The organism is Bacillus sp. MT94 (genome assembly GCF_058792475.1).
Map to the genome: position 1 here is coordinate 791485 of NZ_JBXAEZ010000002.1, position 25951 is coordinate 817435.

The 25951-nt window shown below is 34.9% G+C and carries 28 protein-coding genes; 7 read left to right on the top strand and 21 right to left on the bottom strand.

The window, feature by feature from the left end; translation table 11 throughout:
- Positions 1–14: 14 nt before the first annotated feature.
- The 4 genes from AC1Q51_RS09830 to AC1Q51_RS09845 all read right to left on the bottom strand — a co-directional run bounded on the left by AC1Q51_RS09830 (position 15) and on the right by AC1Q51_RS09845 (position 4364).
- On the bottom strand, positions 15–791 hold the full coding sequence (locus AC1Q51_RS09830; RefSeq protein ID WP_000911291.1) for an enoyl-CoA hydratase: 777 nt from the start codon (positions 789–791) through the stop codon (positions 15–17).
- Positions 792–802: 11 nt separating this feature from the next.
- On the bottom strand, positions 803–1390 hold the full coding sequence (fadR, locus tag AC1Q51_RS09835) for a fatty acid metabolism transcriptional regulator FadR (protein WP_000742223.1): 588 nt from the start codon (positions 1388–1390) through the stop codon (positions 803–805).
- A 106-nt stretch (positions 1391–1496) separates the two neighbouring features.
- Positions 1497–3182: a long-chain-fatty-acid--CoA ligase gene (locus tag AC1Q51_RS09840; protein WP_063548716.1), complete on the bottom strand. Its 1686-nt coding sequence runs from the start codon at positions 3180–3182 to the stop codon at positions 1497–1499.
- Positions 3183–3371: 189 nt separating this feature from the next.
- Positions 3372–4364, bottom strand: a complete 993-nt coding sequence (locus tag AC1Q51_RS09845) for a BclA C-terminal domain-containing protein (RefSeq protein WP_492331476.1) — start codon at positions 4362–4364, stop codon at positions 3372–3374.
- A gap of 451 nt (positions 4365–4815) precedes the next feature.
- Between AC1Q51_RS09845 and AC1Q51_RS09850 the strand changes: the two genes are divergently transcribed.
- Together AC1Q51_RS09850 and fhuB are read left to right on the top strand one after the other, a co-directional pair.
- Positions 4816–5790, top strand: coding sequence for an ABC transporter substrate-binding protein (locus AC1Q51_RS09850; RefSeq protein WP_492331477.1), 975 nt, complete (start codon positions 4816–4818; stop codon positions 5788–5790).
- Positions 5791–5797: 7 nt separating this feature from the next.
- Positions 5798–7834, top strand: coding sequence for a Fe(3+)-hydroxamate ABC transporter permease FhuB (gene fhuB, locus AC1Q51_RS09855; protein WP_063548720.1), 2037 nt, complete (start codon positions 5798–5800; stop codon positions 7832–7834).
- A gap of 36 nt (positions 7835–7870) precedes the next feature.
- Here fhuB and AC1Q51_RS09860 read toward each other — a convergent pair whose 3' ends face one another.
- A complete protein-coding gene (locus tag AC1Q51_RS09860) occupies positions 7871–8539 on the bottom strand; it encodes a septation ring formation regulator EzrA (RefSeq protein ID WP_090976972.1) in 669 nt (222 codons plus the stop codon).
- A complete protein-coding gene (locus AC1Q51_RS09865) occupies positions 8532–9035 on the bottom strand; it encodes a sigma-70 family RNA polymerase sigma factor (protein ID WP_492331478.1) in 504 nt (167 codons plus the stop codon). Before AC1Q51_RS09865 ends, AC1Q51_RS09860 begins: the two co-directional genes overlap by 8 nt.
- A gap of 235 nt (positions 9036–9270) precedes the next feature.
- Here AC1Q51_RS09865 and AC1Q51_RS09870 point away from each other — a divergent pair, with 235 nt between their 5' ends.
- Positions 9271–9774, top strand: coding sequence for a DinB family protein (locus AC1Q51_RS09870; RefSeq protein ID WP_000284979.1), 504 nt, complete (start codon positions 9271–9273; stop codon positions 9772–9774).
- A 136-nt stretch (positions 9775–9910) separates the two neighbouring features.
- Positions 9911–10243: a YfjL-like protein gene (locus AC1Q51_RS09875; protein ID WP_097924998.1), complete on the top strand. Its 333-nt coding sequence runs from the start codon at positions 9911–9913 to the stop codon at positions 10241–10243.
- 63 nt (positions 10244–10306) lie between these two features.
- Here AC1Q51_RS09875 and AC1Q51_RS09880 read toward each other — a convergent pair whose 3' ends face one another.
- The 7 genes from AC1Q51_RS09880 to AC1Q51_RS09910 form a co-directional block, all read right to left on the bottom strand.
- Positions 10307–11002, bottom strand: coding sequence for an ABC transporter permease (locus AC1Q51_RS09880; protein WP_000945180.1), 696 nt, complete (start codon positions 11000–11002; stop codon positions 10307–10309).
- Positions 11003–11026: 24 nt separating this feature from the next.
- Entirely contained in the window at positions 11027–11899 is an 873-nt protein-coding gene (locus AC1Q51_RS09885; RefSeq protein ID WP_141533149.1) for a DUF4097 family beta strand repeat-containing protein, read from the bottom strand.
- A gap of 35 nt (positions 11900–11934) precedes the next feature.
- Positions 11935–12639, bottom strand: a complete 705-nt coding sequence (locus tag AC1Q51_RS09890) for an ABC transporter permease (protein ID WP_000945209.1) — start codon at positions 12637–12639, stop codon at positions 11935–11937.
- A 34-nt stretch (positions 12640–12673) separates the two neighbouring features.
- Positions 12674–12835, bottom strand: coding sequence for a hypothetical protein (locus tag AC1Q51_RS09895; RefSeq protein ID WP_000931814.1), 162 nt, complete (start codon positions 12833–12835; stop codon positions 12674–12676).
- Entirely contained in the window at positions 12828–13751 is a 924-nt protein-coding gene (locus AC1Q51_RS09900) for an ABC transporter ATP-binding protein (protein WP_000221065.1), read from the bottom strand. The genes AC1Q51_RS09895 and AC1Q51_RS09900 overlap by 8 nt, the downstream gene beginning before the upstream one ends.
- 125 nt (positions 13752–13876) lie before the next feature.
- The gene (locus AC1Q51_RS09905) at positions 13877–14812 is read right to left on the bottom strand and encodes a HAMP domain-containing histidine kinase (protein WP_000247678.1); all 936 of its coding nucleotides are present in this window, start codon (positions 14810–14812) and stop codon (positions 13877–13879) included.
- A gap of 1 nt (position 14813) precedes the next feature.
- A complete protein-coding gene (locus tag AC1Q51_RS09910) occupies positions 14814–15506 on the bottom strand; it encodes a response regulator transcription factor (RefSeq protein WP_000018029.1) in 693 nt (230 codons plus the stop codon).
- 168 nt (positions 15507–15674) lie between these two features.
- Between AC1Q51_RS09910 and AC1Q51_RS09915 the strand changes: the two genes are divergently transcribed.
- Positions 15675–15848 (top strand): hypothetical protein, encoded by a 174-nt coding sequence (locus AC1Q51_RS09915; RefSeq protein ID WP_001293578.1) that lies wholly within the window; start codon positions 15675–15677, stop codon positions 15846–15848.
- Positions 15849–16043 carry a YwbE family protein gene (locus AC1Q51_RS09920; RefSeq protein ID WP_001014307.1) on the top strand — a complete coding sequence of 65 codons (195 nt, stop codon included), beginning with the start codon at positions 15849–15851 and terminating at the stop codon, positions 16041–16043.
- Between the two features lie 38 nt (positions 16044–16081).
- On the opposite strand, the gene AC1Q51_RS09925 is transcribed toward AC1Q51_RS09920, so the two are convergent.
- On the bottom strand, positions 16082–17281 hold the full coding sequence (locus tag AC1Q51_RS09925; RefSeq protein ID WP_053563583.1) for a class I SAM-dependent rRNA methyltransferase: 1200 nt from the start codon (positions 17279–17281) through the stop codon (positions 16082–16084).
- Positions 17282–17575: 294 nt separating this feature from the next.
- Here AC1Q51_RS09925 and isdG point away from each other — a divergent pair, with 294 nt between their 5' ends.
- Positions 17576–17899, top strand: coding sequence for a heme oxygenase (isdG, locus tag AC1Q51_RS09930; RefSeq protein WP_000587818.1), 324 nt, complete (start codon positions 17576–17578; stop codon positions 17897–17899).
- A gap of 72 nt (positions 17900–17971) precedes the next feature.
- Here the strand turns inward: isdG and srtB are convergent, their stop codons facing one another.
- The 7 genes from srtB to isdC all read right to left on the bottom strand — a co-directional run bounded on the left by srtB (position 17972) and on the right by isdC (position 25473).
- The gene (srtB, locus tag AC1Q51_RS09935; RefSeq protein ID WP_492331479.1) at positions 17972–18736 is read right to left on the bottom strand and encodes a class B sortase; all 765 of its coding nucleotides are present in this window, start codon (positions 18734–18736) and stop codon (positions 17972–17974) included.
- A 32-nt stretch (positions 18737–18768) separates the two neighbouring features.
- A complete protein-coding gene (locus tag AC1Q51_RS09940) occupies positions 18769–19539 on the bottom strand; it encodes an ABC transporter ATP-binding protein (protein WP_000403765.1) in 771 nt (256 codons plus the stop codon).
- Positions 19529–20512: a FecCD family ABC transporter permease gene (locus AC1Q51_RS09945; RefSeq protein ID WP_001036841.1), complete on the bottom strand. Its 984-nt coding sequence runs from the start codon at positions 20510–20512 to the stop codon at positions 19529–19531. Before AC1Q51_RS09945 ends, AC1Q51_RS09940 begins: the two co-directional genes overlap by 11 nt.
- A gap of 27 nt (positions 20513–20539) precedes the next feature.
- Positions 20540–21421: a heme ABC transporter substrate-binding protein IsdE gene (isdE, locus tag AC1Q51_RS09950; RefSeq protein ID WP_071731436.1), complete on the bottom strand. Its 882-nt coding sequence runs from the start codon at positions 21419–21421 to the stop codon at positions 20540–20542.
- A 69-nt stretch (positions 21422–21490) separates the two neighbouring features.
- On the bottom strand, positions 21491–24253 hold the full coding sequence (isdX2, locus tag AC1Q51_RS09955; protein WP_492331480.1) for an NEAT domain-containing hemophore IsdX2: 2763 nt from the start codon (positions 24251–24253) through the stop codon (positions 21491–21493).
- A gap of 24 nt (positions 24254–24277) precedes the next feature.
- Positions 24278–24736 carry an NEAT domain-containing hemophore IsdX1 gene (isdX1, locus tag AC1Q51_RS09960; protein WP_000476164.1) on the bottom strand — a complete coding sequence of 153 codons (459 nt, stop codon included), beginning with the start codon at positions 24734–24736 and terminating at the stop codon, positions 24278–24280.
- Positions 24737–24759: 23 nt separating this feature from the next.
- Positions 24760–25473: a heme uptake protein IsdC gene (isdC, locus tag AC1Q51_RS09965; protein ID WP_492331481.1), complete on the bottom strand. Its 714-nt coding sequence runs from the start codon at positions 25471–25473 to the stop codon at positions 24760–24762.
- Positions 25474–25951: the final 478 nt, after the last annotated feature.

Here is a 25951-nt window from a genome sequence, read left to right on the forward strand (position 1 = left end):
AAAAAATAATTGAACTACCTGCCACTAAATGAAGGTTTACGCTTTTCTAAAAATGCGGCTACACCTTCTCTTCCATCTTCACTCGTAAATACTTCACCAAAAATTTGTGATTCACGTTGTACACCTTCATAGTAATGAGACGATTTTGTCGTTTGCAATAACTCTAGTACAGCACGAGTTGTTGCTGGACTTTTTCCAGCAATTTGTTTTGCAACTTTAAGCGTATCATCTAAAAATGATTCTTCAGAGAACAATCCGTTAACAAGTCCCCACTTTAATGCTTCTGCACCAGTAATTGGTGTACTTGTTAACATCATTTCACAAGCTTTCGCTTTCCCAACATAACGTGGTAAGCGCTGTGTACCTGCAAAGCCAGGAATTAATCCAAGTGTTAATTCAGGTAAACCAAGTTTTGCACTTTCAGTTGCAAAGCGCATGTGGCAAGACATAGCAAACTCAAGGCCGCCGCCCAGTGCCGCTCCATGAATTGCCGCAATAACTGGTTTTGAACATTTTTCAACACGCTCAAACGTAACTTGTCCAAGCTGTGCTAATTCTGTTGCTTGCTTCGCTTCAGTAACAGATGTAAATTCTTTAATATCTGCTCCTGCTGAGAAAAAACGTCCTTCACCGTGAATAACAACAACACGAATGTTATCATCCTTTTCCACTTGATCAATTAATTCAGTAACGTCATGCATAACTTGTGAAGACATCGCATTCGCTGGTGCGTGATTTAACGTCGCCACCGCGATATGATCTTCAACTCTTACAGATAGGAATTTCAACATGATCCCTCCCATTATTGACGATAACCACAAGCTGCAATAAGTAGCCCGTGTACCGTTTTTGAAAGTGCGACCAGATCATACTTATGATCGCTCATTACCCAATTGGTCACAACTTCATCTACTGTTCCAAAGATCATTTGTCTTGCCACGCGAACATTTAAATCTGCTTGAAATTCACCTTGTTTTATACCAGTCTCTAAAATCTCATCCATAACTTGTAAGTAGCCTTTTAATACTTCATTTATTTTAAGGCGCAAGTCTTGATTGGACTGCCTTAGCTCTAATTGCGTAACGATAGCAAGCGGATCATTTTGCGACAACAGCAAGAAGTGCGTTTCTACCAACATGAATAACTTCGATACAGCGCTTTCAATTCCTGCTGTTTTTTGACGAATTGTTTCGACAAATTCTCCCATCTTCTCTTGGAATAAGGATATTAATATATCTTCTTTATTTTTAAAATATAAATAAATCGTGCCATCAGCTACCCCAGCTTGCTTTGCGATTTTAGAAACTTGCGCTTGGTGGTACCCATTCTCCGCAATCACAATGACTGCCGCATCAATAATTTGATTGTATTTCGGTCTATTTTTCTTCACTTTACTGTCCCCTTCAAGAAGATGACTGAATGAATAGTCATTCATATTCTTATAATACTGACTATTTAGAAAAGTGTCAATCCTATTTTTTCAAAAAGAAAGGGCCTTAGCCCGTTTGCTCATCCTCATTCTTTCTCTTCTCTTCATCTATTAGAACACGGCGCAAAATTTTCCCTACTGTCGTTTTCGGCAATTCATCTCTAAACTCATATACTTTCGGAACTTTATAAGCCGCTAAATATTTACGTGCAAACTGATTTAATTCTTCCTCAGAGCATTCCGTACCTTCTTTTAACACAACAAATGCTTTAACTGTCTCTCCTCGGTACGGATCTGGAACTCCAATTGTCACTACTTCTTGCACTTTTTCATGCTCATATAATACTTCTTCAACTTCACGAGGATACACATTAAATCCACTCGCGACAATCATATCTTTCTTGCGATCTTTTACATAGAAGAACCCATCTTCATCCATGTAGCCAACATCACCTGTATGGAGCCAGCCATCTTGCAATACAGCCGCTGTTTCCTCTGGCTTATTCCAATATCCTTTCATAATTTGAGGGCCTTTCACTACAATTTCACCTATTTCTCCTGGCGGTAATGCCTCACCAGTTTCAAGCGACATAATAATTGCTTCTGTATCTGGCCACGGAACTCCGATGCTACCTGGCACTCGCTTTTCCCATAAAAAATTACTATGTGTAACCGGAGAGGATTCTGTTAAACCATATCCCTCTACTAGTTTACCACCTGTAACTTTTTCGAACTTTTCCTGTACTTCTACTGGCAGTGGTGCTGATCCACTAATACAAGCACGAATAGAAGAAATATCGTATTCTTTTAAAAGCGGACTATTTAAAAGAGCGATATAAATAGTTGGTGCCCCTGGAAACAATGTCACTTTATGCTTCTTAATCGCTTCAAAAACCATTTTCATATCAAACTTTGGAATAAGGACCATTTTGTATCCTTGCATAATACTTAAATTCATAACAGCTGTCATACCATAAACATGGAAAAATGGAAGAACCCCAAGAACGACTTCTTCTCCTTCTTTGCAATTATATAACCATTGAACTCCCATTAACGTGTTAGAGACGAGGTTTTTATGCGTTAACATAACTCCTTTCGGAAATCCGGTTGTTCCTCCTGTGTACTGTAAAAGAGCTAGATCATTTTCAGGATCACAAGGCACCTCAACATTCGTATTCACTTCTTTTTCTACTGAATTCCAAAGATGAATTGTTTCACTCTCTGATACTTTCACAACTAAATTCGATTGTTTTTTCTGCACAAATGGATACAATAGATTTTTAGGGAATGGTAAAAAGTCTGCAATACGAGTTACGATAATATGCTCAATTTTTGTAGCAGATTGAACATTCGTTACTCTTGGAAACACTAAATCGAGACAAAGAATTACTTTTGCTCCCGAGTCATGAAGCTGATATTCTAATTCCCTTTCTGTATACAGTGGATTGGTTTGTACTACGATACCTCCCGCAAGTAATGTACCGTAATAACCAATTACAGCTTGCGGACAATTCGGCAACATAATAGCAACTCGATCACCCTTTTCCACACCGAGTTTTTGAAGATAATTTGCAAACCGCTTCACCTTATCATGGAAGTCCGAAAACGTAATATCCTTCCCCAAAAAGTGAAGCGCTTTCTTTTCTGGGTAGCGAGAAGCCATCTGTTCTACATATCTATGAAGCGGCTGAATATCATAAGAAATCGTACTCGGAATTTCCTCTGGATAACTTTTCAACCATGATTTTTCCACCTTCATTCCCCCTTCAAATACATAAAAAATAAATGAATGTTCATTCATGATGGTTATTTTCATTATATTATAGTCACCATAGCGTTACAATCATAATATTCTGACTTTTGTATAACTATGCTTTACTTCATTAACTTCTTATTATATGTAGAAACTCTCTTAATCTTAAAAGAGTAAGAGAGTTTGTCATTAACTTAATCTTATAATTGTTAATACCGCTCCTGGGGTAGTTGTTGATAATGTTGCGACAGCTAACAAACCAAATAATTGCAAGCTAATAGCATCTCCTGCTGCAAGAGTTGTAATGATTGTTGCGCTAAATGATGTGGTCGCTACAGCAGGAGAATTGATTGTTCCGGCAAGTGGTGCTCCATTGATTGTAATCCGTGAACTAACTAATAATGAAGCCGTTATATTAATCGAATATGAAATATAGTAATTTCCAGCATTTGCAACCGTAAATACTGTATTTCCCCCGGAAACCGTAATACCTGGACCGATATTTTGATTATTCGGAAGCGGGACATTCGTTCCACCTAGAAGTACTGATATCGCTGTTCCTGACGTATTATTTGCAAATGCATATGTCGCCGTGATACTTGTACCTGTTGAACCTGTTGAACCCGTTGTTCCTGTTATTCCCGTCGCTCCCGTTGGACCTGTTGAACCCGTTGCTCCTGTTATTCCTGTCGCTCCTGTTGGACCTGTTGAACCCGTTGCTCCTGTTATTCCTGTCGCTCCTGTTGGACCCGTTGCTCCTGTCGCTCCCGTTGGACCCGTTGTTCCTGTTATTCCCGTCGCTCCCGTTGGACCCGTTGCTCCTGTTATTCCTGTCGCTCCTGTTGGACCTGTTGAACCCGTTGCTCCTGTTATTCCTGTCGCTCCCGTTGGACCTGTTGAACCCGTTGCTCCTGTTATTCCTGTCGCTCCCGTTGGACCTGTTGCCCCTGTATCGCCTGTTACTCCCGTCGCTCCCGTTGGGCCTATTGCTCCCGTTGGACCTGTGTCGCCTGTTACTCCTGTCGCCCCCGTTGGGCCTGTGCCACCTGTTGCCCCCGTCGGACCGGTTGGACCAACCTTAGGAACTGTCCCATCGCAACTAAAACAGCATGAATCAACATGTACACCATTTTGATTATTACACCCACAATATCCATTTACGTTATTGCTCCATGAAGACATGTTGATCACTTCCTTTACATTCGATCTTTTTAGCGCAATCACCGACTTAAAAAACACCTATCTAAATAACAAAGAAATACTTTGCCTAGTCGGGGATAAAACACAGATTTCCTCCATACATTCTAGTAATTATTACATGCGATTCACTCTCCTTTTGCTTGTACTTTCGCCTTATCTCCACAGACTATTAACAATACACATTACACTATCGTACACAGCCACTTTCCCATTTAAACTTTCCACATTCGCCAATATTTTTAGTAAAGAGGCTTATTCTTCATAAATAGCGACTATAATATATAAAAATCCGTATAATTCGTTATTTTTCGTCAAAATTTTAAAAATATATTGACACTTAAAATACCCTCATAGTATGATTTGGGTGTTGTAATTGATAACCATTTTCACTTATGGTACTAGTTACAAAAAACACTTAATTTGGGGGCAGAAGATGAAGAAAATTCTCAGTATTTTCATAGTAGTTCTTCTATTCGCTGTTGGATGCGGACAGCAAAAAGAGGAGAAAAAAGAAACAAAAGCGGACAATAAAAATCAAGCTATAACAATTAAACACGCTGAAGGGGAAACGAAGTTAGATAAACCAGCGAAAAAAGTAGTTGTACTTGAGTGGGTATATTCAGAAGACTTATTAGCACTTGGTGTTCAGCCAGTAGGGATGGCAGACATTAAGAATTATAATAAATGGGTAAATACAAAAACAAAACCAAGTAAAGATGTTGTAGATGTAGGGACACGTCAACAACCAAACTTAGAAGAAATTAGCCGTTTAAAACCAGACTTAATTATCACAGCTTCATTCCGTGGTAAAGCAATTAAAAATGAATTAGAGCAAATTGCACCAACAGTTATGTTTGATCCATCAACAAGCAATAATGATCACTTTGCTGAAATGACAGAAACATTTAAACAAATTGCAACAGCAGTTGGAAAAGAAGAAGAAGGTAAAAAAGTATTAGCTGATATGGATAAAGCATTCGCTGATGCAAAAGCAAAAATTGAGAAAGCAGACTTAAAAGATAAAAACATCGCAATGGCACAAGCATTTACTGCTAAAAACGTACCAACGTTCCGTATCTTAACTGACAATTCTTTAGCTTTACAAGTTACAAAAAAATTAGGTTTAACAAATACTTTTGAAGCAGGAAAATCTGAGCCAGATGGTTTCAAACAAACAACTGTAGAATCATTACAAAGTGTACAAGATTCAAACTTCATTTACATTGTAGCGGATGAAGATAACATTTTTGACACGCAACTAAAAGGCAACCCTGCTTGGGAAGAATTAAAGTTCAAAAAAGAAAACAAAATGTATAAATTAAAAGGCGACACTTGGATTTTCGGTGGTCCTGAGTCTGCAACATCTTTAGCAACACAAGTAGCAGATGTAATGACAGCGAAGAAGTGATTACACGATGAATAGCTTACAACATACACTTCGAGCAAGTCTTGTATTCGGAGGAGGAGCAGCTCTCTTGCTCCTCCTTTTCTTTATTCATATCGGACAAGGTCAAGCAAACATTTCCTATAGTATGATTATTGATGCTCTTATCTCACCGAACCAATCGCTAGAACATCAAACTTTAATCATGCTTCGATTACCTAGAGCTGTAATTGCCATTTTAGCTGGAGGTGCTCTTGCTGCATCAGGGGTTATTTTACAAACGTTAACGAAAAATCCACTTGCTGAATCCAGTACAATGGGTATTCACTCTGGCGCATATTTCTTTCTAGTAGCGGCTACAATTTTCTTACCGAAAGGCTTGCAAATTAATTCGCTTCTGTTCACATTTATCGGCGGTGCTATTACTGCTTTATTTGTATACCGTATTTCTGGTGGAAAAAAGGGAACCCCACTTAGAATGGCATTAGCTGGTATGGTCGTTACATTAATGCTCTCTGCCTTTACCGGAACGATGCAGCTTTTCTATGAAAATGAAACAGCTGGTTTATTTTTATGGGGAGCTGGATCTCTTATTCAAAATAACTGGGATGGCGTTCAATTTGCTTTTCCATTTATCATTATTTCTTTCCTAGTTTTACTATTTATATCTCGTAAACTCAACATTCTCTTACTTGGTGATGATGTTGCTGTTTCTCTTGGTGAAAAAACAGCAGTAACACGTCTTATCGCCTTCATTGCTGCAATCTTTTTAACAGCAGTAATTGTTACTGTTGTTGGACCAATTGGATTTGTCGGCTTAGTTGCACCTCATTTAATGCGCCTTATCGGATACCGTCAACACTTTACTCTTCTTCTCTCTTCTTTCTTATGGGGGGCAGTATTATTGCTTGGAGCAGATGTTGTCGGTAGATTAATAGATCCAACCGGTGCAGAACTTCCTGTTGGGGCAGTCACAGCAATGATTGGATCTCCTTGGCTTATTTACTTAGTTTATCGAATGATGAAGTCGAAACAATATATGAATGATAACGGTGCGAATGCAGCTGGAGCTAGTTCCCGCTATTACTCTTATAAAAAGGTAATCATTATATCTATCACACTTTGTATTGTGACGATTGCTCTTGGTGTTACAATCGGTAGTAACGCTTATATCGAAAGCATTACAAATGTTATATCAGGTCAATTAACACAATTTGACAAAAACATGATGATGAATCTTCGATTACCAAGAATGCTCGTTGCCGCTATTGCTGGTGCATGCCTTGCAATAAGTGGGCTTGTTTTCCAAGGTATACTACGAAACCCACTTGCCGATCCTTCTATTATTGGTATTTCATCGGGAGCTGGTGTCGGTGCTTTAACTGTTATGTATGTCTTTCCTGCACTTCCTGGTTTCTTCCTACCAATTGGTGCATTTATTGGTGGACTACTTGCAGTAGGAATTGTCCTCTTCTTCTCATGGAAATCAGGGTTTAGCCCCACAGCTCTTGCTTTAATAGGGATTGGTATTTCTGCACTTGGCTCAGCAATTATTCAAATCTTTATCGTTAGAGCCAATTTGAATGTTGCCGCTGCTTTAACATGGTTATCTGGCAGTACGTATGCAAGAGGGTGGAATCACTTAGAAAATATCATTCTATATCCATCTCTAATTCTTGTATTAATTATCTTTTTCTTAATAAAACAACTTGACGTTCTCGTACTGGGAGACGATTTAGCAACTGGACTTGGGCAACCAGTAAATAAAACACGTCTTGCTCTAATTGTGCTAGCGACACTACTTGCATCAGTAAATATCGCTGCTGTCGGTACAATTGCCTTTTTAGGCCTTGTCGCACCTCACTTAGCAAGAATTGTTGTTGGTATGAACCATCAAAGACTATTCGTTTGTTCAGCACTATTTGGAGCAATCCTTCTTTCTGTCGCTGACTTACTTGGACGTACAATCGCATATCCGAAAGAAATCCCTTCTGGCCTTGTCGTCGCTGTACTTGGAGCGCCTTATTTCTTATGGTTGATGAGGAAGAGTGGGAAGAAGGTTAATTAAAAGACGGCTTCATATATGTGAAGCCGTCTTTTCCTATTATGGCATAAAATTAGCATAGGCTTTGTACATAATATATATAACAAGTGAATACATGATTATATTGAACACACTTCGTTTTAAAGTTAACTTTCTCTTTAATTTCTTATCTTGTAATCTCAATTCTATTCCATTCGCTATTTTCAACCTACCTACTATTTGAAATAACTCTCTGTAATCATCAGCATTTCCCAATAATACGTATTCGTTATCATTTTTATACTTTATATGCAGAAACTCACTTCCACCTTTACGGTCTAATATTGTTTTCATATAAGCTACTTCATTCAATACACATACTTTTAAATCAACTTCATTATAATAACGATCCATAAAAAACACATACAACCGTTTATTTGTAACGATTAACACATTATTAATACCAAAGTTCATTGCAAGAACGCCTATCCCTAATGTCATGGCTGTGCCTGTCTGCCAATTTTTCACACGATGATTTTCGGCAAGCATACTATATAAAATCTCTTCGCTTCCCTGTAACTCTTCTTGTACAACCTCATAACAACGTTTCATTAAAATTGTTTTTGTTACAACTTCTTTTGTACGATCTATTTTCTTTTTATCTATTTTCTCATCATTTCTATAATCATCTACAAAATTATCGCTATACTGTAAGTTATTTAATTCCTGAAGTAACTTTTCTTTATTCATTCCTTTCCCCCCCCAGCAGCTTCTTCAATTTCTTTCTCCCTCTTGAAAGCCTACTATATACCGTATCTCGTGTCATACCGAATTCAAGCGCTATTTCTTGTACGCTATATTCATCTAAATACCTTTTTATAAAAATTTTCTTATCTTCTTCATTCAATTCTTTAATTAAAACGTAAAAATTATAATCTCGCTCTTCTTTTGTTAAATTGATATTTTTTCTATCTTCATATATTTCTTGCTGAAACTCTTGTAATTGATAAACCTTATTACTTTTTCGTTTATAATCAATGGCTTTAAACTTAGCGACAGATATAAGCCAGTTTCTAAACTTCCCACGATTTTCATCATAGCTACTAATGTTGTACCAAACGATTAATAAAATATCGTCAACACATTCATCCACTAACACCTTACTCTGTGCCGTATCTAAAACACTATGAACTACCTTATAAATTAAATCTCCATATCGATCAATTGCTGTATGTAATGCTAACATATCTTGTTTTCGAAGACCTTCTACTATTTCTATATCCTTCACCCTTATCACCACTCTTTATCCAATTCTTTATTCATTATATATACGAATGAGCACATTCGTTTCCTGACACTTTTACAAATATTTTCTAATTGTTTTCATATTGTAGCAATGCTTAAGTAATTATTTCTTATGGAACAGGGATTATACTATCTCTCACGAATTTAATCTATGAACAAAAATAGGAGGGATAACTATGTACCAAACAATTGAAGGCTTCTTGCAATCATGGACATACGAAGCAGAGTCTACTCAGAAAATGCTTGATTCATTAACCGATGCATCTTTATCACAAGAAATTGCACCTGGGCACTGGACGTTAGGTAGAGTTGCTTGGCACATCGTGACGGCAATTCCTGTTATACTATCTGGCACAGGGCTAAAGTTTGAAGGAGAATTGAAAGATTATCCTGTTCCAACTTCTGCAAAAACAATTGCAGATGAATACCGTAAAGTAAACGCGGCTTTTGTTGAAACACTTCAAAGTAAATGGACTGATAAAGACTTAGCTACTATTAATGACTTCTTTGGTCGCCCTATGCCGAATTCTATATTTCTAATGACACTCATTAATCATCAAAATCACCACCGCGGACAAATGACGGTTTTAATGCGACAAGCTGGCTTAACAGTTCCTGGCGTATATGGCCCCGCAAAAGAAGAATGGGCTGCGGCTGGAATGGAAGCTCCTAAAATGTAACGACAAAAAAGACAAGATGTTTACATATCTTGTCTTTTTCTGTAACTTGTTTCATGTGAAACTATTTTTTCTTAATGGTTGTTTTATGGAAAAGATAGGTTAAAATGAATACATATTACGAAGAGGAGTAACCAAATTGAATACAAAAAATAAAAAAATAGCTATGGGAACTATTTTACTAACTTCTATTATTGGAGTTATTAGTGTATCTCTTTATTTCACCTATTATGGTACCCCTTGGGGAAAACAAGTAGCAATTACGGACTCAAAAGAGTATATTACAAAATATTTTAATCTAGATGCAGAAGTCAAAAATACTTCTTACGATGCTAAAATGAATAGCTATGCAATCTCCTTTGAAACAAGTACCGACGGCGAGTTTACTATCGAATATAAAAGTCCTAATAACTTTAACATTTCTCCAGACGTGCAAAAGTATTTAAGCACACACTCTAAATTTACAGAGTAGTAACGAAGCGTACATATACAAAAAAGAGTTGGTGTAACGCCAACTCTTTTTCACATATTCTTATCATACAGTTATATCTTCCTTCTCTATATTTTTAATGCCGTAATACGCAATCACAACTCCAATTGCTGCGAGTGCTAGTTGAAGGGGAAGTAAAGTTGCTGTAGGAAACTCTGGGTTGGTATTCATTGCAATTGAGACAACGATAAGAGATGAAACAATTGTAGTTGGCACTGAACGTTTACGCATTCCGAAATATAATGGGATTAAACTCATCCCCGCAGTTGCAATGGCTAAAGGAACTAGTTTTATTCCTTCTTGCACCAATTGATCTACTGTGAATGAATTAGGAAGAATTGAAAAACAACTATCTATCCCAAAGAAGATTCCTACTACTAAAATGTTAGATACAATAACTGTTATAAATGTTACTATCGCTGTAATAGCCAACTTACTAGCCATCATTTTCTTTCGGTTAATGGGATAAGAAAACATGAGTAGTATTGTTTTATTTTTATATTCGCCAATTATTAACCTTGCTATTAATACACTACCAAAAATAATAAATGTTGCTCTTACTACTGTACTAGCCATTAACAAAATCATCTGCGGATCTCTTATTTCTGGATCTCCTTCTATTTGTGCAATGAAACTAACAAAGATTAATAATGCCAGTATAATAATATTTGCAATAACTGCTCCCCTCACATACCATCCAAACTTAAATTTCTTCAATTCTAACTTCATAAGACGTAGCATGATATTCCTCCTTCCTCCTTGGACTTAATCAATATAAATGACTCCTGTTTCACTTAAAATCTTCGCTTCATTTTTTGCATCACCAATCGTTCCTACTTTTATTTTGTCTGTATTTTTATCTTTCTTAAGTCCTTTTAAATCCACTATTACGTCAGCCGAATTACTTTTAGCCATAAGCTTCAATGATGTAGGGACACCTTTATACCGTACGCCAATATCCCCTGATTCTGTTTCTACAAATAATGATTTTCCTTCTGTCATATCTTTCAGTAATACTTCCCCAGATGTTGAATTGATGTTCATATTTTTATTTTTTACATTTTTTACATAATTATCTCCAGTAGTGGAAGTTATATTTACTTCTTGTAATGAACTATCTTTTAACATTAAATCTCCGCTTTCGGATGTAAATTCACCCTTCTCTGCCGATAACCCTGTAATCATTCCATCTCCAGATTTTCCTTTTGTCACGATGCTTTTTACTACTATATCTCTTATTTTCACATCACCCGATTTATTATTTACTACAATTTTATCTATTTCTTTCTTCGGAATAGCTATAGATATACTATTTTTCTTCCTAAACGTGAAACCATTAAAAAATCTGTTCATCTTTTGTTTTTGTTTAATCATAATTTTATTTTCATCATTTTCTATTTTGACAGGATCTATCTCTTTATCTACTTGTTCACCTTGAGCGGAAATTACTATTTTATTAGCGTCTTTACTTTTAAATTCAAGATTCCAATTTTCATTGTCTACTTCTATTTCTTTTATATTATTGATTTCAAAAGACTTTTCTTTCTTAAAATCTTTCCCCTGAAACACCTTAAAACCAAAAACCGCACTAGCAATTGTAATGAATAATATTGCAATTACTATTATTTTTTTCACCATTCATACCCCAGTTCGTTTTTTGTTTTAAGCTTGCTTCACGCCACATCGATCTTGTCGATTTTACGAAACGATAGATAACTAATGAAAATTCCTAATAAACAGAGCACGATTGGGATAGCTATAAAATCAAACATACTTACTTGACCGTTTCCAGGTCCAAAGTTACCACTAATCAGCATACCAATTATTACTGCCGAAGTAATCGTTGTCGGTGTCGATTTCTTTCTCATTCCAAAAAACAAAGGAATTAAACTTATACCAGATATCATAAATGCACTTATAATAGTACCTGGAACGATAGCTATTATTTCACCTATCGTAGCTGGTCTTTCAATCAGTCCCATCATTGGACTCACAAAATAAACAAGCAAACTAATAATGAAAGTCGCGATAATGGTACTCACAAAACAAAAACAAAAAACAATTGTTAATTTCGCACTCATTAGCATTTTCCTTTGAAGCGGATACATAAATGATAGTTGTATCGTTTTATTCTTATACTCATCAATTACTAAACGTGATAAAATGACCGAACTAAAAATAATGAATGTTATCCTAATAAAAATATTTACTAAAGCCATATTCTGTGTGAAGTCAGAGAAGAGCATGTCTTCCTCGGCTTTCATTCCCAATGCCATAAGGCTTACTGCAGCGAAAATTGCTATAATACAAATTGCTACCCCTTTAAAGTAACTAGATAATTTATGTTTCTTCCATTCGAGCTTCATTAATCTAAGCATACAAACCACTCCTCCATTCTTTATATAACTGTCTTTATGCAGCTAACATTCTAATTCCAGCAGTAACGAAGCTTAACATTCCTATCACTAGTAGAATTAACAACCATTTCCGCTCTGGTTTTCTATAATATAAAATTCCACTTATTAGCATTACGATAAATCCACTTACCAGGTTCAGCCACAGTCCATTAAGCATGAATACCTTCTCCATCCATTACATTTAAGAAATATTCTTCTAAGGAACTATGTTTCTTATTAATACTTTCAATTTCCACATCGTTCATAATAAGTGCTTTTGAAATGGCCTGCTGAGACGCTGACGTATCATACACACGAATCATGGTTCCACTCATTATTTTGTAGTTTTTTATACCAAGTTTATCTTCTAAAATATAAGCTGCACGTTTCACATCAGGAACAGTGATTTCAATGTACTCTGTTTGCTTTCCGTTAATACTCTTCATTGAAACTTCTTTTATTAGTTTTCCATTTTGAATCACACCAATTGTATCGGCCATTAGTTCCATCTCACCTAAAATATGACTAGAAACTAATAATGTAATACCGTATTCTTTGCAGAGCATTTTAAATAATTCTCGTAACTCTTTAATACCAATTGGATCTAAACCGTTAATTGGTTCATCTAAAATGAGCAATTCTGGCTTTGTCACGATTGCCCTTGCAATACCGAGTCGTTGTTTCATTCCTAATGAAAAATCTTTTACTTTTTTATTATCTATCCCTTGTAGTTTCACTAAATGTAAAGCATGGTCAATTGCATTTTTATCGTAGTAGCCCATATATTCACAATGCAGGTCTAAGTTTTCTTTCGCCGTTAATTTATCATAAAAGATTGGGTATTCAATAATTGTCCCCATTCTTTTTAATACTTCATAAGATGTATCTGTTAATTTCTCACCGAAGATTTCAATATCACCACTCGTCGGTTTTATTAAATTTGTAATCATTTTCATAATCGTTGTTTTACCAGCACCGTTTGGTCCTAAAAAACCGTAAATTTCTCCTTTTTTCACATGCATGTTAACACCGGAAATAACTTCTTTCCCTTTAAACACTTTCGTTAACTGGTTTGTTTTTAATATATATGTCATGTTACTTTCCCCTTTCGCAATACTCTATATTTCTATAATAGACAACGGAAATCTCTTTTTTCTTACCCGTTTCTTACAAATTCCTTACGCTGAAAAAAAGCTTGTAGAATCTACTGCTCTACAAGCTAAAACTGCATCTTTGTTAATACAATTGTAAAAATTGTTTTTTCATACGGTTTACTAGAAAGGTGAATTTTTCCGTCCATCGCTTCCACAAGCCGTTTCGTAATCGTTAATCCTAGACCGCTTCCTTGGTACAATCTATTTCTTGAATCTTCAAGTGTGTACATACGCTCAAATACTTTATCAATATGAGATTCATCAATCCCTTTTCCTTTATCCCATACGTCTATATACACACTCGTTTCATCATCTCTTAACGTCATACCAAGTGCCTTTCCATCGTCTCCATATGTAATCGCATTTGATATTAAATTATTCAATACCCTACCTAATACTTCTACATTTCCAAGTGCGTATATATTTCTTTCTGGTACATCAATATGAACCTGAAAACCTTTCGTCGTCACTAAATCATAAAAAGATAAAATCTTCTCGCGGCAAACTTCATTCATATTTACTTTTGTCATTTCAATTGCTTTGTCACCAGATTCTAATTTTGCCAAGTCAAAAAACTTATGAATTAACTCCATCACTTCTAGTGTTTTCGTATGCACTTTTTCAAGTAATATTTGTTGTTCTTCTTTATTTATCGTTTTATCCTTATTTAACATTTCTGTATATCCAAGAATAACTGTTAGTGGTGTTTTCAAGTCATGCGAAATATTTGAAAGCATTTTTCTCATCGAAATTTCTACTTTTGCATGATCTGCATTCGTTTTCTGTTTTGCATCTAATAATTGATTAATTGCCACTAATAATTTTTGCAATTCTAGATCATCTGTCATAACGAGTAACGTCTCGCCTGTTTTGTCATTTACAATACTTTCTAACTTTTCATATGTGTATCGTAAATTTTTACTACTATTTTTTCTCATTCTATATTGCATATAAATAACACATAACAATATAAAAATAATACCTATTAACAAATTGACCATATTACATCACTTCCAACTTATAGCCGATGCCCCATAACGTTTTAATATATTCTGGATTAGATGGATCACTTTCGATTTTCTCACGCAATCTTCTCATATGAACATTAATAACGTTATCATCACCGTAATACTCTTCATTCCAAACTAACGTATATATTTGCGCTTTTGTAAATACACGATTTTGGTTCTTTACGAATAGCTTTAAAATCTCAAATTCTTTTAAAGTAAGTTTGAGAGGCTTCCCGTTTTTTTCAACTGTAAAATTAATTGGATCAATTGTTAAATCACCAATTTGAATCATTTTTTCTATTGTTTCTGTAGCCGAGTATTTCGTAGACCTCCGAATACCTGCTTTTACACGTGCAGCCAATTCAATCATAGAAAACGGCTTACAAATGTAATCATCTGCTCCAAGTCCTAATCCAACAGCTTTATCAACATCTGTATCTTTTGCCGACATCATTAAAATCGGAACTGCACTTTTTTCACGAATGATTCGTACAACCTCTAAGCCATCTAGCTTTGGCATCATAATGTCAAGGATAATCAAATCAAATGAACCTTTTAAATATGTGTTCACACCTTCTTCTCCATCAGACGCAATTGTTACTTGAAAGCCCTCTTTTATTAAATACTTTTCCACCATCTCTTGAATTGAGATATCATCTTCAACTAATAAAATATGATGTGACATCTGTCTATCCCCTTTTTACAAACGTTAACAATCCAATTGTATCGTAACTACTACAGACTGGAAACAATTATATGAATTTTCAAACCAACTTCCCTTCCTTCCTTAACAATGATATGATGAAATTCACTACGATTGTTCATAATTAACTTTATATAAAGGAGACTTATCATGTCAGAGAATAAAAAAGTAAGCTTAGCTGATTTAATGCGCGAACAACTTGCTAAGAAAAAGCAAGGAAATGGAAATGGTCAAAATGCAAAAAATCAAAGCCAAGAAACGAAAAAATTACAAAACCAACAAACGAAGAAAACAAACAACCAACGTAGACGTACAGGTGTGTAAATGAACGGACAAAAACGTTCTAATATCGCGCCCGGTCTTGAAGTTGATATTGTATTAAAACAAGATCAACGAACAGGCAAATTAACACGTGGAATTGTAAAAGATATTTTAACAAAATCCCCTTCTCATCCGCATGGCATTAAAGTACGATTGCAGGACGGGCAAGTCGGTAGAGTACAAAATATCGTTCAATAAGAAAAGGAGCTCAAGTAAACTCGAGCTCCTTTTCTTTATTAACCTTTAATTTTCTCGATGAAAACTACTTTTAAGTAGTCTCCTTCTTTAAATTGATCAATGGTACGGAAATCTTCTGGTAAAGAATGTTCTTCTAATATTTTATATTTGCCATTCATTTCTTTAAAGGCTGTATCGATAAAGCCTTTAAACTTTTTCATATCGAATGCGCTACAATTTGTAGAAGCAACGATAATACCGTTATTTTCTGTAATAGCAATTGTTTCTTTTAATAAATTTTTATAATCTTTTGCTGCACTAAATGTATATTTTTTTGATCGGGCGAAGCTTGGAGGATCAAGTACGACCATATCAAATTTCATCTTTTTCTTCGCTGCATATTTGAAGTAAAGAAATACATCTTCTACAATAATATCTTGTGCTTCATAATCAACTTCATTGACACTAAACTGCTCAATTGTTTTACTTAAACTACGATTTGCAAGGTCAACACTCGTCGTTTTACTCGCTCCGCCCAGCGCTGCAAATACAGAGAAAGCACCTGTATAAGAGAACATATTTAACACTGTTCTTCCCTTTGCATATTTATCACGAATTTGTTTTCGCACGTTACGCTGATCTAAAAATACACCAACCATCGCTCCGTCATTTAAATATACAGCGAAGTTCACACCATTCTCTTTTACGATAAGCGGGAACTCACCGCGCTCTCCTGCTACGAAATCATCACCTTCAATGTATTTCCCTTTCGTATCAAAACGCTTTTTCTCATAAATGCCTTTAAAGTTTGCTACTTTTTGAAGAGCTGCTATAATCTCATCTCTGAAAGTGTAAATCCCTTCACTATACCAACTTACTACGTAGTAGCCGTCATAGTAATCAATAATTAATCCGCCAAGACCATCACCTTCACCATTCACCACACGGAATGCTGTCGTATCACTTGATTTATAAAATTGTTTTCGTTTATGTAAGGCAGATTTGATTTTACTTTCAAAGAAAGATTGATTAATTTGTTCACTCTCTTTTCTCGTTAAAATCCAGCCGTACCCTTTATTTTGTTTTCCATAATAACCTTTTCCGACAAAGTTGTTCTTCTCATCTACTACTTTGATGATTGTCCCTTCTTCACGAACATCGTTTAAATTTTGAATTGCATCTTTTAAAATAAGTGGGTATCCACTTTTAATTTCTTTTATAAATTTCGGTTTTATTTTTATAGTTACTTCTGATCGCATATAATAACTTCCTTTCCATTTGCATGCTTTCTCTATAGGAAGCATTTAAAAAACGAGCCTGAAAAAACAGCCTCGTTTCACTATACCATATTATTGCTTTGCTAGTACAACTCGCTCATTCTCGCACTTAACCGCCACATATTTACTACGTTTTGAAATGGAACTCTCACTGTCCAAAATAATAGAAAAAAATTATATATTTCACATTTACCATTGACATTGATAATGATTTTCATTATCATTTAATGTATATGAGTTCTTGAAAATATAGCTACATTTATAGGAGGAATAAACATGATTATTGTTACAAATACAGCTAAAATTACAAAGGGAAATGGACATAAATTAATTGAGCGTTTTAATAAAGTAGGTAAAGTTGAAACGATGCCAGGCTTTTTAGGTCTAGAAGTTCTTTTAACGCAAAATACCGTTGATTATGATGAAGTAACAATTAGCACTCGCTGGAATGCAAAAGAAGATTTCCAAGGTTGGACAAAGAGCGCCGCATTTAAAGATGCTCACTCACATCAAGGCGGGATGCCAGAATATATTCTTGATAATAAAATTGCTTACTATGATGTAAAAGTTGTACGTATGCCAATGGCTGCAGCACAGTAAATACAGTTCTTTTTTAAAGTATAGAATATGAGAAGCGTTATCTATCACTTCTCATATTCTATACTTTTTTCTTTAATTTCTTTTTACTAATTTTGCGTGTACAACTAGCCTTCCAGCCTCTGGATCAAGCGCATAGTCACAAGTAGAAAGTGTTACAATTTCATCATTAGCCGTCAATTCCGTATCCGTTTTGTACAGTGATTTTTCTTGAATTTCCTTTAAGAACGATGTATATGCTGCATCATTTTCAAAATCCGTTTCAATGTAATAAAAGTCCGTTGTTGTCGTGTATACTGAAAAAACTTCAACGTCGTATCCTTCAAATAATGTATCGTAATATAATTTACGATGGGACATGAAAAAGTCTTCGTCCAACATCTTTTTTAAACTACCAAACATAGAACCGTCTTTCATACGATGACCATATAAAATCGTATTGCGATTTCGAGATTTCACATCATTACGATGGTCCATAAAAATGCTGCCCGCTCTCATATCTTCACCTTTATAATTACGAAATAAATAGTACTCATTATCTTTTGCTTGAACGATTGGATAATTAATTTGTGTATTATCCATCGTAATCCATCCGACTATCTCTGGATTAATTTTCTGGAGATCCTGAAACTGTTTACGTACCTCTCCGTCTTCCGATTTTTCTTCCATTGGACTTCTTTTATAAATATGTTGTGCCTCAGCCATTACTTTACGATTTTCATAATAATCCATGAAAATCCCGCCCAACTCATACATTGAATAGAAAAAGATTCCTAAAAACGCAATTGTAAGTATGCGTTGAAAAAAAGAATTCTTTTTCCGTCCTTTCTTGCTATTCAAATTATCACCTCAAAACGGATTATGCTCAGCCTTTAGATTCCCATAGGTACCATGTACAATCCGGTATCTTCATCCTGCTTTACAATGACATCTACACCATATATTGCTTTAACCATTTCTTCTGTTATTACATCATTAGGATTACCTTTCGTAATGATCTCTCCATCTTTCATAACGATAATATGGTCGCTATAACGAATGGCTTGATTAATATCATGTAATACCATTACAATCGTTAGCCCATACACTTCATTTAACTCTTTCACTAACTCTAATATTTCTAGCTGATAGTAAATATCTAAATATGTTGTCGGTTCATCTAAGAAAAGCATTGGTGTATTTTGAGCTAATGTCATTGCGATCCAAACTCGCTGCCTCTCTCCACCAGATAAAGCATAGATTGGCTTATCACGCTTACTTTGTAAATTCGTACATACTAGTGCGCGCTCTATCGCTTCTCTATCTTCATCTGTTTGCGGAGAGAAAATATTTTTATATGGCATACGCCCAAAGCTTATTAGCTTTTCCACTGTAATATCTGCTGGAGCCTCATTTTGTTGATGGACAACTGCTAGCTTTCTAGCAAACTCTTTCGGTTTATATTCACTAATCGCTTTCCCATCAAGTATTACTTCTCCACTGCTAGGAACGTGATTTCTAGACATGACACTAAGTAATGTTGATTTCCCGCATCCATTCGGGCCGATGATTGTTGTAATTTTCCCAATTTCTATTTCACTACTAACAGACTTTAAACGATTTGTTACGTTATCGTATGAAAAGGTTACATTTTTAATTTCCATGAACTTTATCACTCTTTCTAAGCAAGAATATTAAGAATGGACCACCAATAACCGCCATAATTGTTGCTGCTGGAATTTCGTTAGGTGGCACAATTAACCTTCCAATCGTATCCGCCGTCAAAATTAATAACGCGCCTGCAAGAGCAGAAAATGGAATTAATACTTTATGGTCTGAACCGACTAATTGTCTTGAAATATGCGGAACTAGTAATCCTACAAAAGCAATAACACCTGCAATCGCTGTTGATACTGCCGCTAAGAGTACTGCAATGGCAGAAATAATAAGACGAACTCTCGTCACGTGCAAGCCTAAGTTTTTCGCAGTCTTATCTTGTAGCGATAATAAGTTACACCAAGCTCCTACGAACAGAGCAAGAATAAGACCAATCGTTCCATAAGTCACCATTATTTCTACATCGCCCCACGTCTTCATTGTTATGTTAGAAGTCGTCGTTTGCTTAATACTCTTAATAAAATACCCACAAATCGTAACGAATGATTCATTTAATCCAGTAAACATCGCATTAATGGCAATACCAATTAAAATAATGCGAAGCGGGCTTAACCCTGACTTCCATGAAAACGAATAAACGAGATAACACGCAAACGCACCACCTAAAAAGGCGAATACGGGTGTCCAGAAAAAGAATTGCGGGAACAATGTAATAATAACGAGTGTCATAAAACTAGCTCCTGAAGATATACCGATTACCCCAGCATCAGCGAGTGGATTCTTCATAACAGCTTGAAAAAGCACCCCTGAAACAGCAAGAGCCGCTCCAGTGAACAGCGCAATAATAATACGCGGGAAACGTAAATCTTTAATGACTTCAACATCTTCATTCCCACCTGTAAATATCCCTTGCACAAGTTCAACAATACCTACTTCTAAACTCCCTTTCATCGCTGACAATGATGTCATAACAATGAGCAATGCAGTAACAATGAGGAAACTCCAAGTTTTTTTATTCATTCTGCTCTTCCTTTATATTAAAATGCATCACGGATACATCATTTTTTTCAATTCATCTAACGCTTCAATTGCTGCTAAATTGCCTGTCGTTCCAAATAAACGCTCTTCTAAATCGTAAACACGGTTATTTTTAACCGCAGCAAAGTGTTTCCAAATGTCATTTGTTTTAAATTCTTTATCAAACATTTTTACAACTTCATCAGGCATACCATGAGCTGCTCGTAAAATAATATCTGGATCAGCTTTCTTTAAATACTCTGTATTAGAAGCTAAATATTCTACTTGTTCACCTTGTACAATATTTTTACCACCTAGTTGTTTCACTAAATCTCCAATATAAGAATGCTCTGTTGCTACTAAATAACTGCCCGGCACACCTAATAATATAAGCACTGTCGGTTCTTTCTTTCCTTTTACTTCCTTTTGAATGCTAGCAACCTTTTTATCTAACTTAGTTACTACTGCTTCAGCCTGCTTTTCACGTCCATATTTCTTACCTAAATCGCTAATAGAACTTTGCATATTTTTTAAACTCGTTAAATCTAAAAAGTTTGCTTTCATACCCACACCATCAATAACTGGCTTTAATTCATATTCAAGTGTTGTCACAGATAACACTTCTGAAGGCTTTAATGACTTTACCTTTTCCATATCTGGACTCATTGGATTCCCAACTTCAGGTAAACCTTTATATCGCTTCGGTAAAGTTTTAGAACTTGTTGGAACGCCGACTAAATCTACTTCTAACGCATCCATAATTTCAGTAACAGCCACTGTTGTTGCAACAACGCGCTCTTTACTCTCACTCTTTACCTGCTTTGCTGTTTCTTTTTTTGGTGATGAGCACCCGGCTATACTCATTAACAAAATGATAGCCATTAGTACACTTACGATTTTCTTCACTCTCAATCACCACTCCCTTCCATACAATATGAAACAAGTCTTGATGCACGCGAACATGCATCAAGACTCCAAAAATTACAATCTACCTGCTCTATATTTACGAACTAGTAAAGCAAGTGAACCTAGCAGTAACACCATGTATAAACCAAGTTGTGCTGTATCTGCAGTTTTTGAGTTTTTCTCTTTTTTTGAATCATTTTTTGTATCTTCTTTTTTCTTCTGATCATCTGCATTTCGGTTAAAATCAGGAGTACCTACTGTTTTTACATTATCTACTTTCGGTGTAGTCACTGGATTTTTCGGTTCATTTTTCGGTTCCTCTTTAATAGTTCCTAACGCGCCGATATTATTTGTATCAAATTGAATTTGTACATCGTAGAAATGATGGTAGTTCATCTCATCGATATCTACCTTTACTTTTGCGTTTAATTTTTTAAATAGATCTTCTACTTCAAACTGTACTACTCGCGTATTTGCATTTTTATCTTCGCTTACTACTTTCGCATCAGCGAATAGTTCCTTGTTTTCCGTTTGGAATTTCGTAATCCACGCACTATTTTTCAGCGTCATCTCAATGTATTTTTTACCATCTTTTACGATTAATTTCGCTGGATTTACAACATAGTCATTCATCTTTGAAATCTCATCTGTTTTATCTTTTAATACTTTAAATGTAATATCATATTGGCCATCTACTAAATTTTTCGGATCAACTATTACTTTCGGGTTATTATTTCCACCTTGGTTGTCATTTCCACCTTGGTTTCCATTCCCGCCTTGGTTGTCATTTCCACCTTGGTTGTCATTCCCGCCTTGGTTGTCGTTTCCTCCTTGGTTCCCTAAAGCTTTAATACTGTCTTGATCAAATACAAATTGAACATCGTAGAAATGGTGATAATTCATTGAATCAATATCTACTTTTACTTTTGCATTTAATTTTTTAGACAAATCGTTTACTTCTACTTCTACTACTCTTGTATTTTGTTCTTTATTTTCACTTAACACTTTTGCATTAACGAAAGAACCATTCTTCTCAAATTCAAATTTCGTAATCCATGTACTATTTGTTAATGTAAACGATACGTATTTCTTACCATCTTTTACTTTTAATACACCTGGGCTTTTTGTGTATGTGTTCATCATTGAGATTTCATCTGTTTGATCTTTTAACACTTTAAAGCCAATGCTGTATTCACCATCTTTAAGAGCTTTTGGATCAATTGTTGTGTTATTATCTTGGTTGTCGTTTCCTCCTTGGTTGTTATTTCCGCCTTGGTTGTCGTTTCCTCCTTGGTTGTTATTTCCGCCTTGGTTGTCGTTTCCTCCTTGGTTATCTAACGGCTTAATGCTACCTTTATCAAATGCAAATTGAATATCGTAAAAATGGTGATAATTCATTGAATCGATATCTACTTTTACTTTTGCATTTAACTTTTTCGATAAATCTGGTACTTCTACTTCCACTACGCGTGTATCAGCTTTTTTATCTTCACTTATTACTTTCGCATCAACAAACGAACCATTTTTCTCAAATTCAAATTTTGTAATCCAAGAACTGTTCGTTAACGTAAATGATACATACTTCTTACCATCTTTTACTTTTAGCACACCTGGACTTTTTGTATATGTGTTCATCATTGAAATTTCGTCTGTTTGATCTTTTAATGCTTTAAAATTGATGCTGTATTCACCATCTTTAATTGTTTCAGCATCTGGTTTTTTATTTTCATCTGGTTTTTCTGCTTCCGGTTTTTCTACTTCTGGTTTTTCTGCTTCTGGTTTTTCTACTTCCGGTTTTTCTACTTCTGGTTTTTCTACTTCCGGTTTTTCTACTTCTGGTTTTTCTACTTCCGGTTTTTCTACTTCTGGTTGTTTCTCTTCATTTTTAATTTGTTCAAGTTTATCTTGTTCAAATAAAAGTTGTACATCATGCGTTTGCTTATAATTTCTTGATGCCATTTCGATAAATACTTTTGTATTTAGTTTTTTAGATAAATCGTTTACTTCAAACTCTACTACTCTTGTATCTTTTTCCTTATCCTCACTCACTACTTTTGCATCAACAAATGCGCCATCTTTTTCCGTTTGGAAATTTTTAATTAATGAGCTACTTTTTAGTGTTACAATTGCTTTTTTCTTACCGTTTTCTACTTTTAATACTCCTGGATTTACCATGTAAGTATTCATCTTAGATTCTTCATCTGTTTGATCTTTTAATACTTTAAATGGAATGCTGTACGCACCATCTGTAATTGTGTTAGAATTTGGTTGTTGATCTGGGTCAAGCTTTTGGTCGGGCTTCTGACCTGGATCGGTAGTTTCATTTGGATCTGGCTTATTAGCTGGGTCCTCTTTTTCATTTGGTTTTTCTACATGAATTGGTGTAATGCTATTTTGATCAAATGCAATACGAACGTCGTACTCATGATGATAATTTAAAAAATCAATATCTACTTTTACTTTTGCATTTAATACCTTCTCTACATCTTCTACATCAAATTCTACTACTCTTGTGTCTTTTTCTTTATCTTCACTAATTACATTTGTCGCAACTAGCTTACCTGCTTTTTCTGTTTCAAACTTCGTAATCCATGAACTATTCGTTAATGTAAAGGATACTTTCTTTTTCCCATCCTTCACTTTTAAAGTTCCCGGGCTTACTGAATATTGATTCATCATCGATTCTTCATCTGATGTATCTTTTAAAACTTTGAAGCCAATTGAATATTCACCGTCAGCCAACTTGGTAGCTGCTTGAACTGCAAGTGGTTGTAATGTTGATACGAATGTAAATATCATTAAAAACATAGCAACAATAATTTTTGTATACCTGTTCAATGGAACGACTCTCCCTTTTGAAAATTATTTAATACTGTTCCCATCAAATACAAAGCGAATATCATACGAAGCATTATAATTAATAATTGGAATATTAATTTTCACCTTGCCATTTAGTTTTTTTGACAAGTCAGCAACTTCAAATTCTACAACTCTAGTATTATCTTTTTTGTTTTCACTTAACACGGTTGTTTCTACAAATTGACCATCTTTTTCTACTTGGAAACTTTTAATAGAAGCACTATCTTTCACTTTAAATGAAACATATTGTTTTCCATTTTTAACTGTTAATGTTGCTGGGCTTTCAAAATAACTATTCATTCTAGACGATTCATCTTTATCGCCTTTCCATACAGTAAAAGCAATATTATATTTTCCATCAGCTAGTTTTGTAGCAGCCTTTGCATCTTGTAAACCTAGTGTTGCGATAAACGTAAATAAAACAGCAAATACGGCAATAATCATTTTAAATTGTTTAAACATATATTCATCACCCTTCAAAAGATTTATTTACTCAATTTCACTTTACGAATTAAGAAAGCACCTGAAATAAGAATTAACGCTGTAAACAATCCAATACGTGCTTCATCGCCTGTTTTTGGGTTATCTGTTTTTTCAGCTTTTCCATTTTCATTTTTTGTTTCTTTGTTCGCTTCTTTAGCTGTTTCCTTACTCTCTACTTTTGTTTTCTCTTCTTTTACTTGTGTATCTGTTTTCGCTTGATCATTATTTTTTGTTGTAGCAGCTACGCCGTTATCGCCACCTACAGCTTTTACATTTGCATCAAAAGCAAAACGAATTATGTAGTGGTGGTCATAGTTTGCATTTGGTACAACAACATGAATTTTTACAGCTGCTGGTTTGGATAAATCATCTACTTTAAACTCTACTGTTCTTTTATCTGCCGATTCATCTTTACTAACAACTTTCGCATCAACAAAATTCCCGTTCTCTGGTGCTTTAAATTCTGTAATCCAAGCACTATGATTCATCGGAACTTGTACTCTCATCTCACCGTTTTTCACTATTAATTTTGCTGGCTTTTCAAAATAGTCATTTGCCATTGAAGCTGAATCATTTTCCGCTTTTTGAATTACGTAATTAATATCGTAAGTACCATCAGCTAGTTTTGCTGAAGCATTCCCGTATGGCATTACAAGAAAAGCTAGCATACATACGAACGTTATAATAAAAGCGGGTAATACAGAAACCTTTTTCATTTTTCTTGTTTCCTCCTTTGTTATCTTTCACTTCACTTTTTGAAAATGATAATTATTCTCAATTTATAAGAAAAAAAATAATCTCTTCTACCTATTATTTAATTAGCATTCTTTTATGTAATATAAGCATTATTGATTATCATTCTCATTGAATGTTAAAAATAATATCTCACCCTATTCCTTATATGAAGGCATAGAAACTGAGAAAAAATTTCAAAACTTATTTATTGATTATCATTCTCAATATAAATCAAAAAAAATAAACTATCTCTTCTCCTCTTCTTTCACCTCTTCCCCCTAACAACACTTTAGTTATAGAAAACCCTTTTCCCTCACTTCCCTTCCAATATTTCCACAACTAAGTCAATCTTAGCCTACTCATAAATTTTTTGTCAACTATATTACGTATAAAATTTTTAATATCTGAATTTCTCTATATGTGGCTTTTTCTACAAAAAAAGAGACTTTCTATTATAGA

Bases quoted from the DNA above. Each gene is read 5' to 3' on its own strand.
- AC1Q51_RS09885 (WP_141533149.1), bottom strand. From the start codon at position 11,899: ATGGTGAAAAAAATAATAGTAATTGCAATATTATTCATTACAATTGCT.
- AC1Q51_RS09910 (WP_000018029.1), bottom strand. From the start codon at position 15,506: ATGTCACATCATATTTTATTAGTTGAAGATGATATCTCAATTCAAGAG.
- AC1Q51_RS09870 (WP_000284979.1), top strand. From the start codon at position 9,271: ATGTACCAAACAATTGAAGGCTTCTTGCAATCATGGACATACGAAGCA.
- isdC (WP_492331481.1), bottom strand. From the start codon at position 25,473: ATGAAAAAGGTTTCTGTATTACCCGCTTTTATTATAACGTTCGTATGT.
- AC1Q51_RS09860 (WP_090976972.1), bottom strand. From the start codon at position 8,539: ATGAATAAAGAAAAGTTACTTCAGGAATTAAATAACTTACAGTATAGC.
- AC1Q51_RS09890 (WP_000945209.1), bottom strand. From the start codon at position 12,639: ATGCTTAGATTAATGAAGCTCGAATGGAAGAAACATAAATTATCTAGT.
- AC1Q51_RS09865 (WP_492331478.1), bottom strand. From the start codon at position 9,035: ATGTTAGCATTACATACAGCAATTGATCGATATGGAGATTTAATTTAT.
- AC1Q51_RS09880 (WP_000945180.1), bottom strand. From the start codon at position 11,002: ATGCTACGTCTTATGAAGTTAGAATTGAAGAAATTTAAGTTTGGATGG.
- AC1Q51_RS09945 (WP_001036841.1), bottom strand. From the start codon at position 20,512: ATGAATAAAAAAACTTGGAGTTTCCTCATTGTTACTGCATTGCTCATT.
- AC1Q51_RS09845 (WP_492331476.1), bottom strand. From the start codon at position 4,364: ATGTCTTCATGGAGCAATAACGTAAATGGATATTGTGGGTGTAATAAT.
- isdG (WP_000587818.1), top strand. From the start codon at position 17,576: ATGATTATTGTTACAAATACAGCTAAAATTACAAAGGGAAATGGACAT.
- AC1Q51_RS09850 (WP_492331477.1), top strand. From the start codon at position 4,816: ATGAAGAAAATTCTCAGTATTTTCATAGTAGTTCTTCTATTCGCTGTT.
- AC1Q51_RS09905 (WP_000247678.1), bottom strand. From the start codon at position 14,812: ATGGTCAATTTGTTAATAGGTATTATTTTTATATTGTTATGTGTTATT.
- AC1Q51_RS09830 (WP_000911291.1), bottom strand. From the start codon at position 791: ATGTTGAAATTCCTATCTGTAAGAGTTGAAGATCATATCGCGGTGGCG.
- AC1Q51_RS09915 (WP_001293578.1), top strand. From the start codon at position 15,675: ATGTCAGAGAATAAAAAAGTAAGCTTAGCTGATTTAATGCGCGAACAA.
- AC1Q51_RS09940 (WP_000403765.1), bottom strand. From the start codon at position 19,539: ATGGAAATTAAAAATGTAACCTTTTCATACGATAACGTAACAAATCGT.
- AC1Q51_RS09920 (WP_001014307.1), top strand. From the start codon at position 15,849: ATGAACGGACAAAAACGTTCTAATATCGCGCCCGGTCTTGAAGTTGAT.
- AC1Q51_RS09895 (WP_000931814.1), bottom strand. From the start codon at position 12,835: ATGCTTAATGGACTGTGGCTGAACCTGGTAAGTGGATTTATCGTAATG.
- fhuB (WP_063548720.1), top strand. From the start codon at position 5,798: ATGAATAGCTTACAACATACACTTCGAGCAAGTCTTGTATTCGGAGGA.
- isdX1 (WP_000476164.1), bottom strand. From the start codon at position 24,736: ATGTTTAAACAATTTAAAATGATTATTGCCGTATTTGCTGTTTTATTT.
- AC1Q51_RS09925 (WP_053563583.1), bottom strand. From the start codon at position 17,281: ATGCGATCAGAAGTAACTATAAAAATAAAACCGAAATTTATAAAAGAA.
- AC1Q51_RS09900 (WP_000221065.1), bottom strand. From the start codon at position 13,751: ATGACATATATATTAAAAACAAACCAGTTAACGAAAGTGTTTAAAGGG.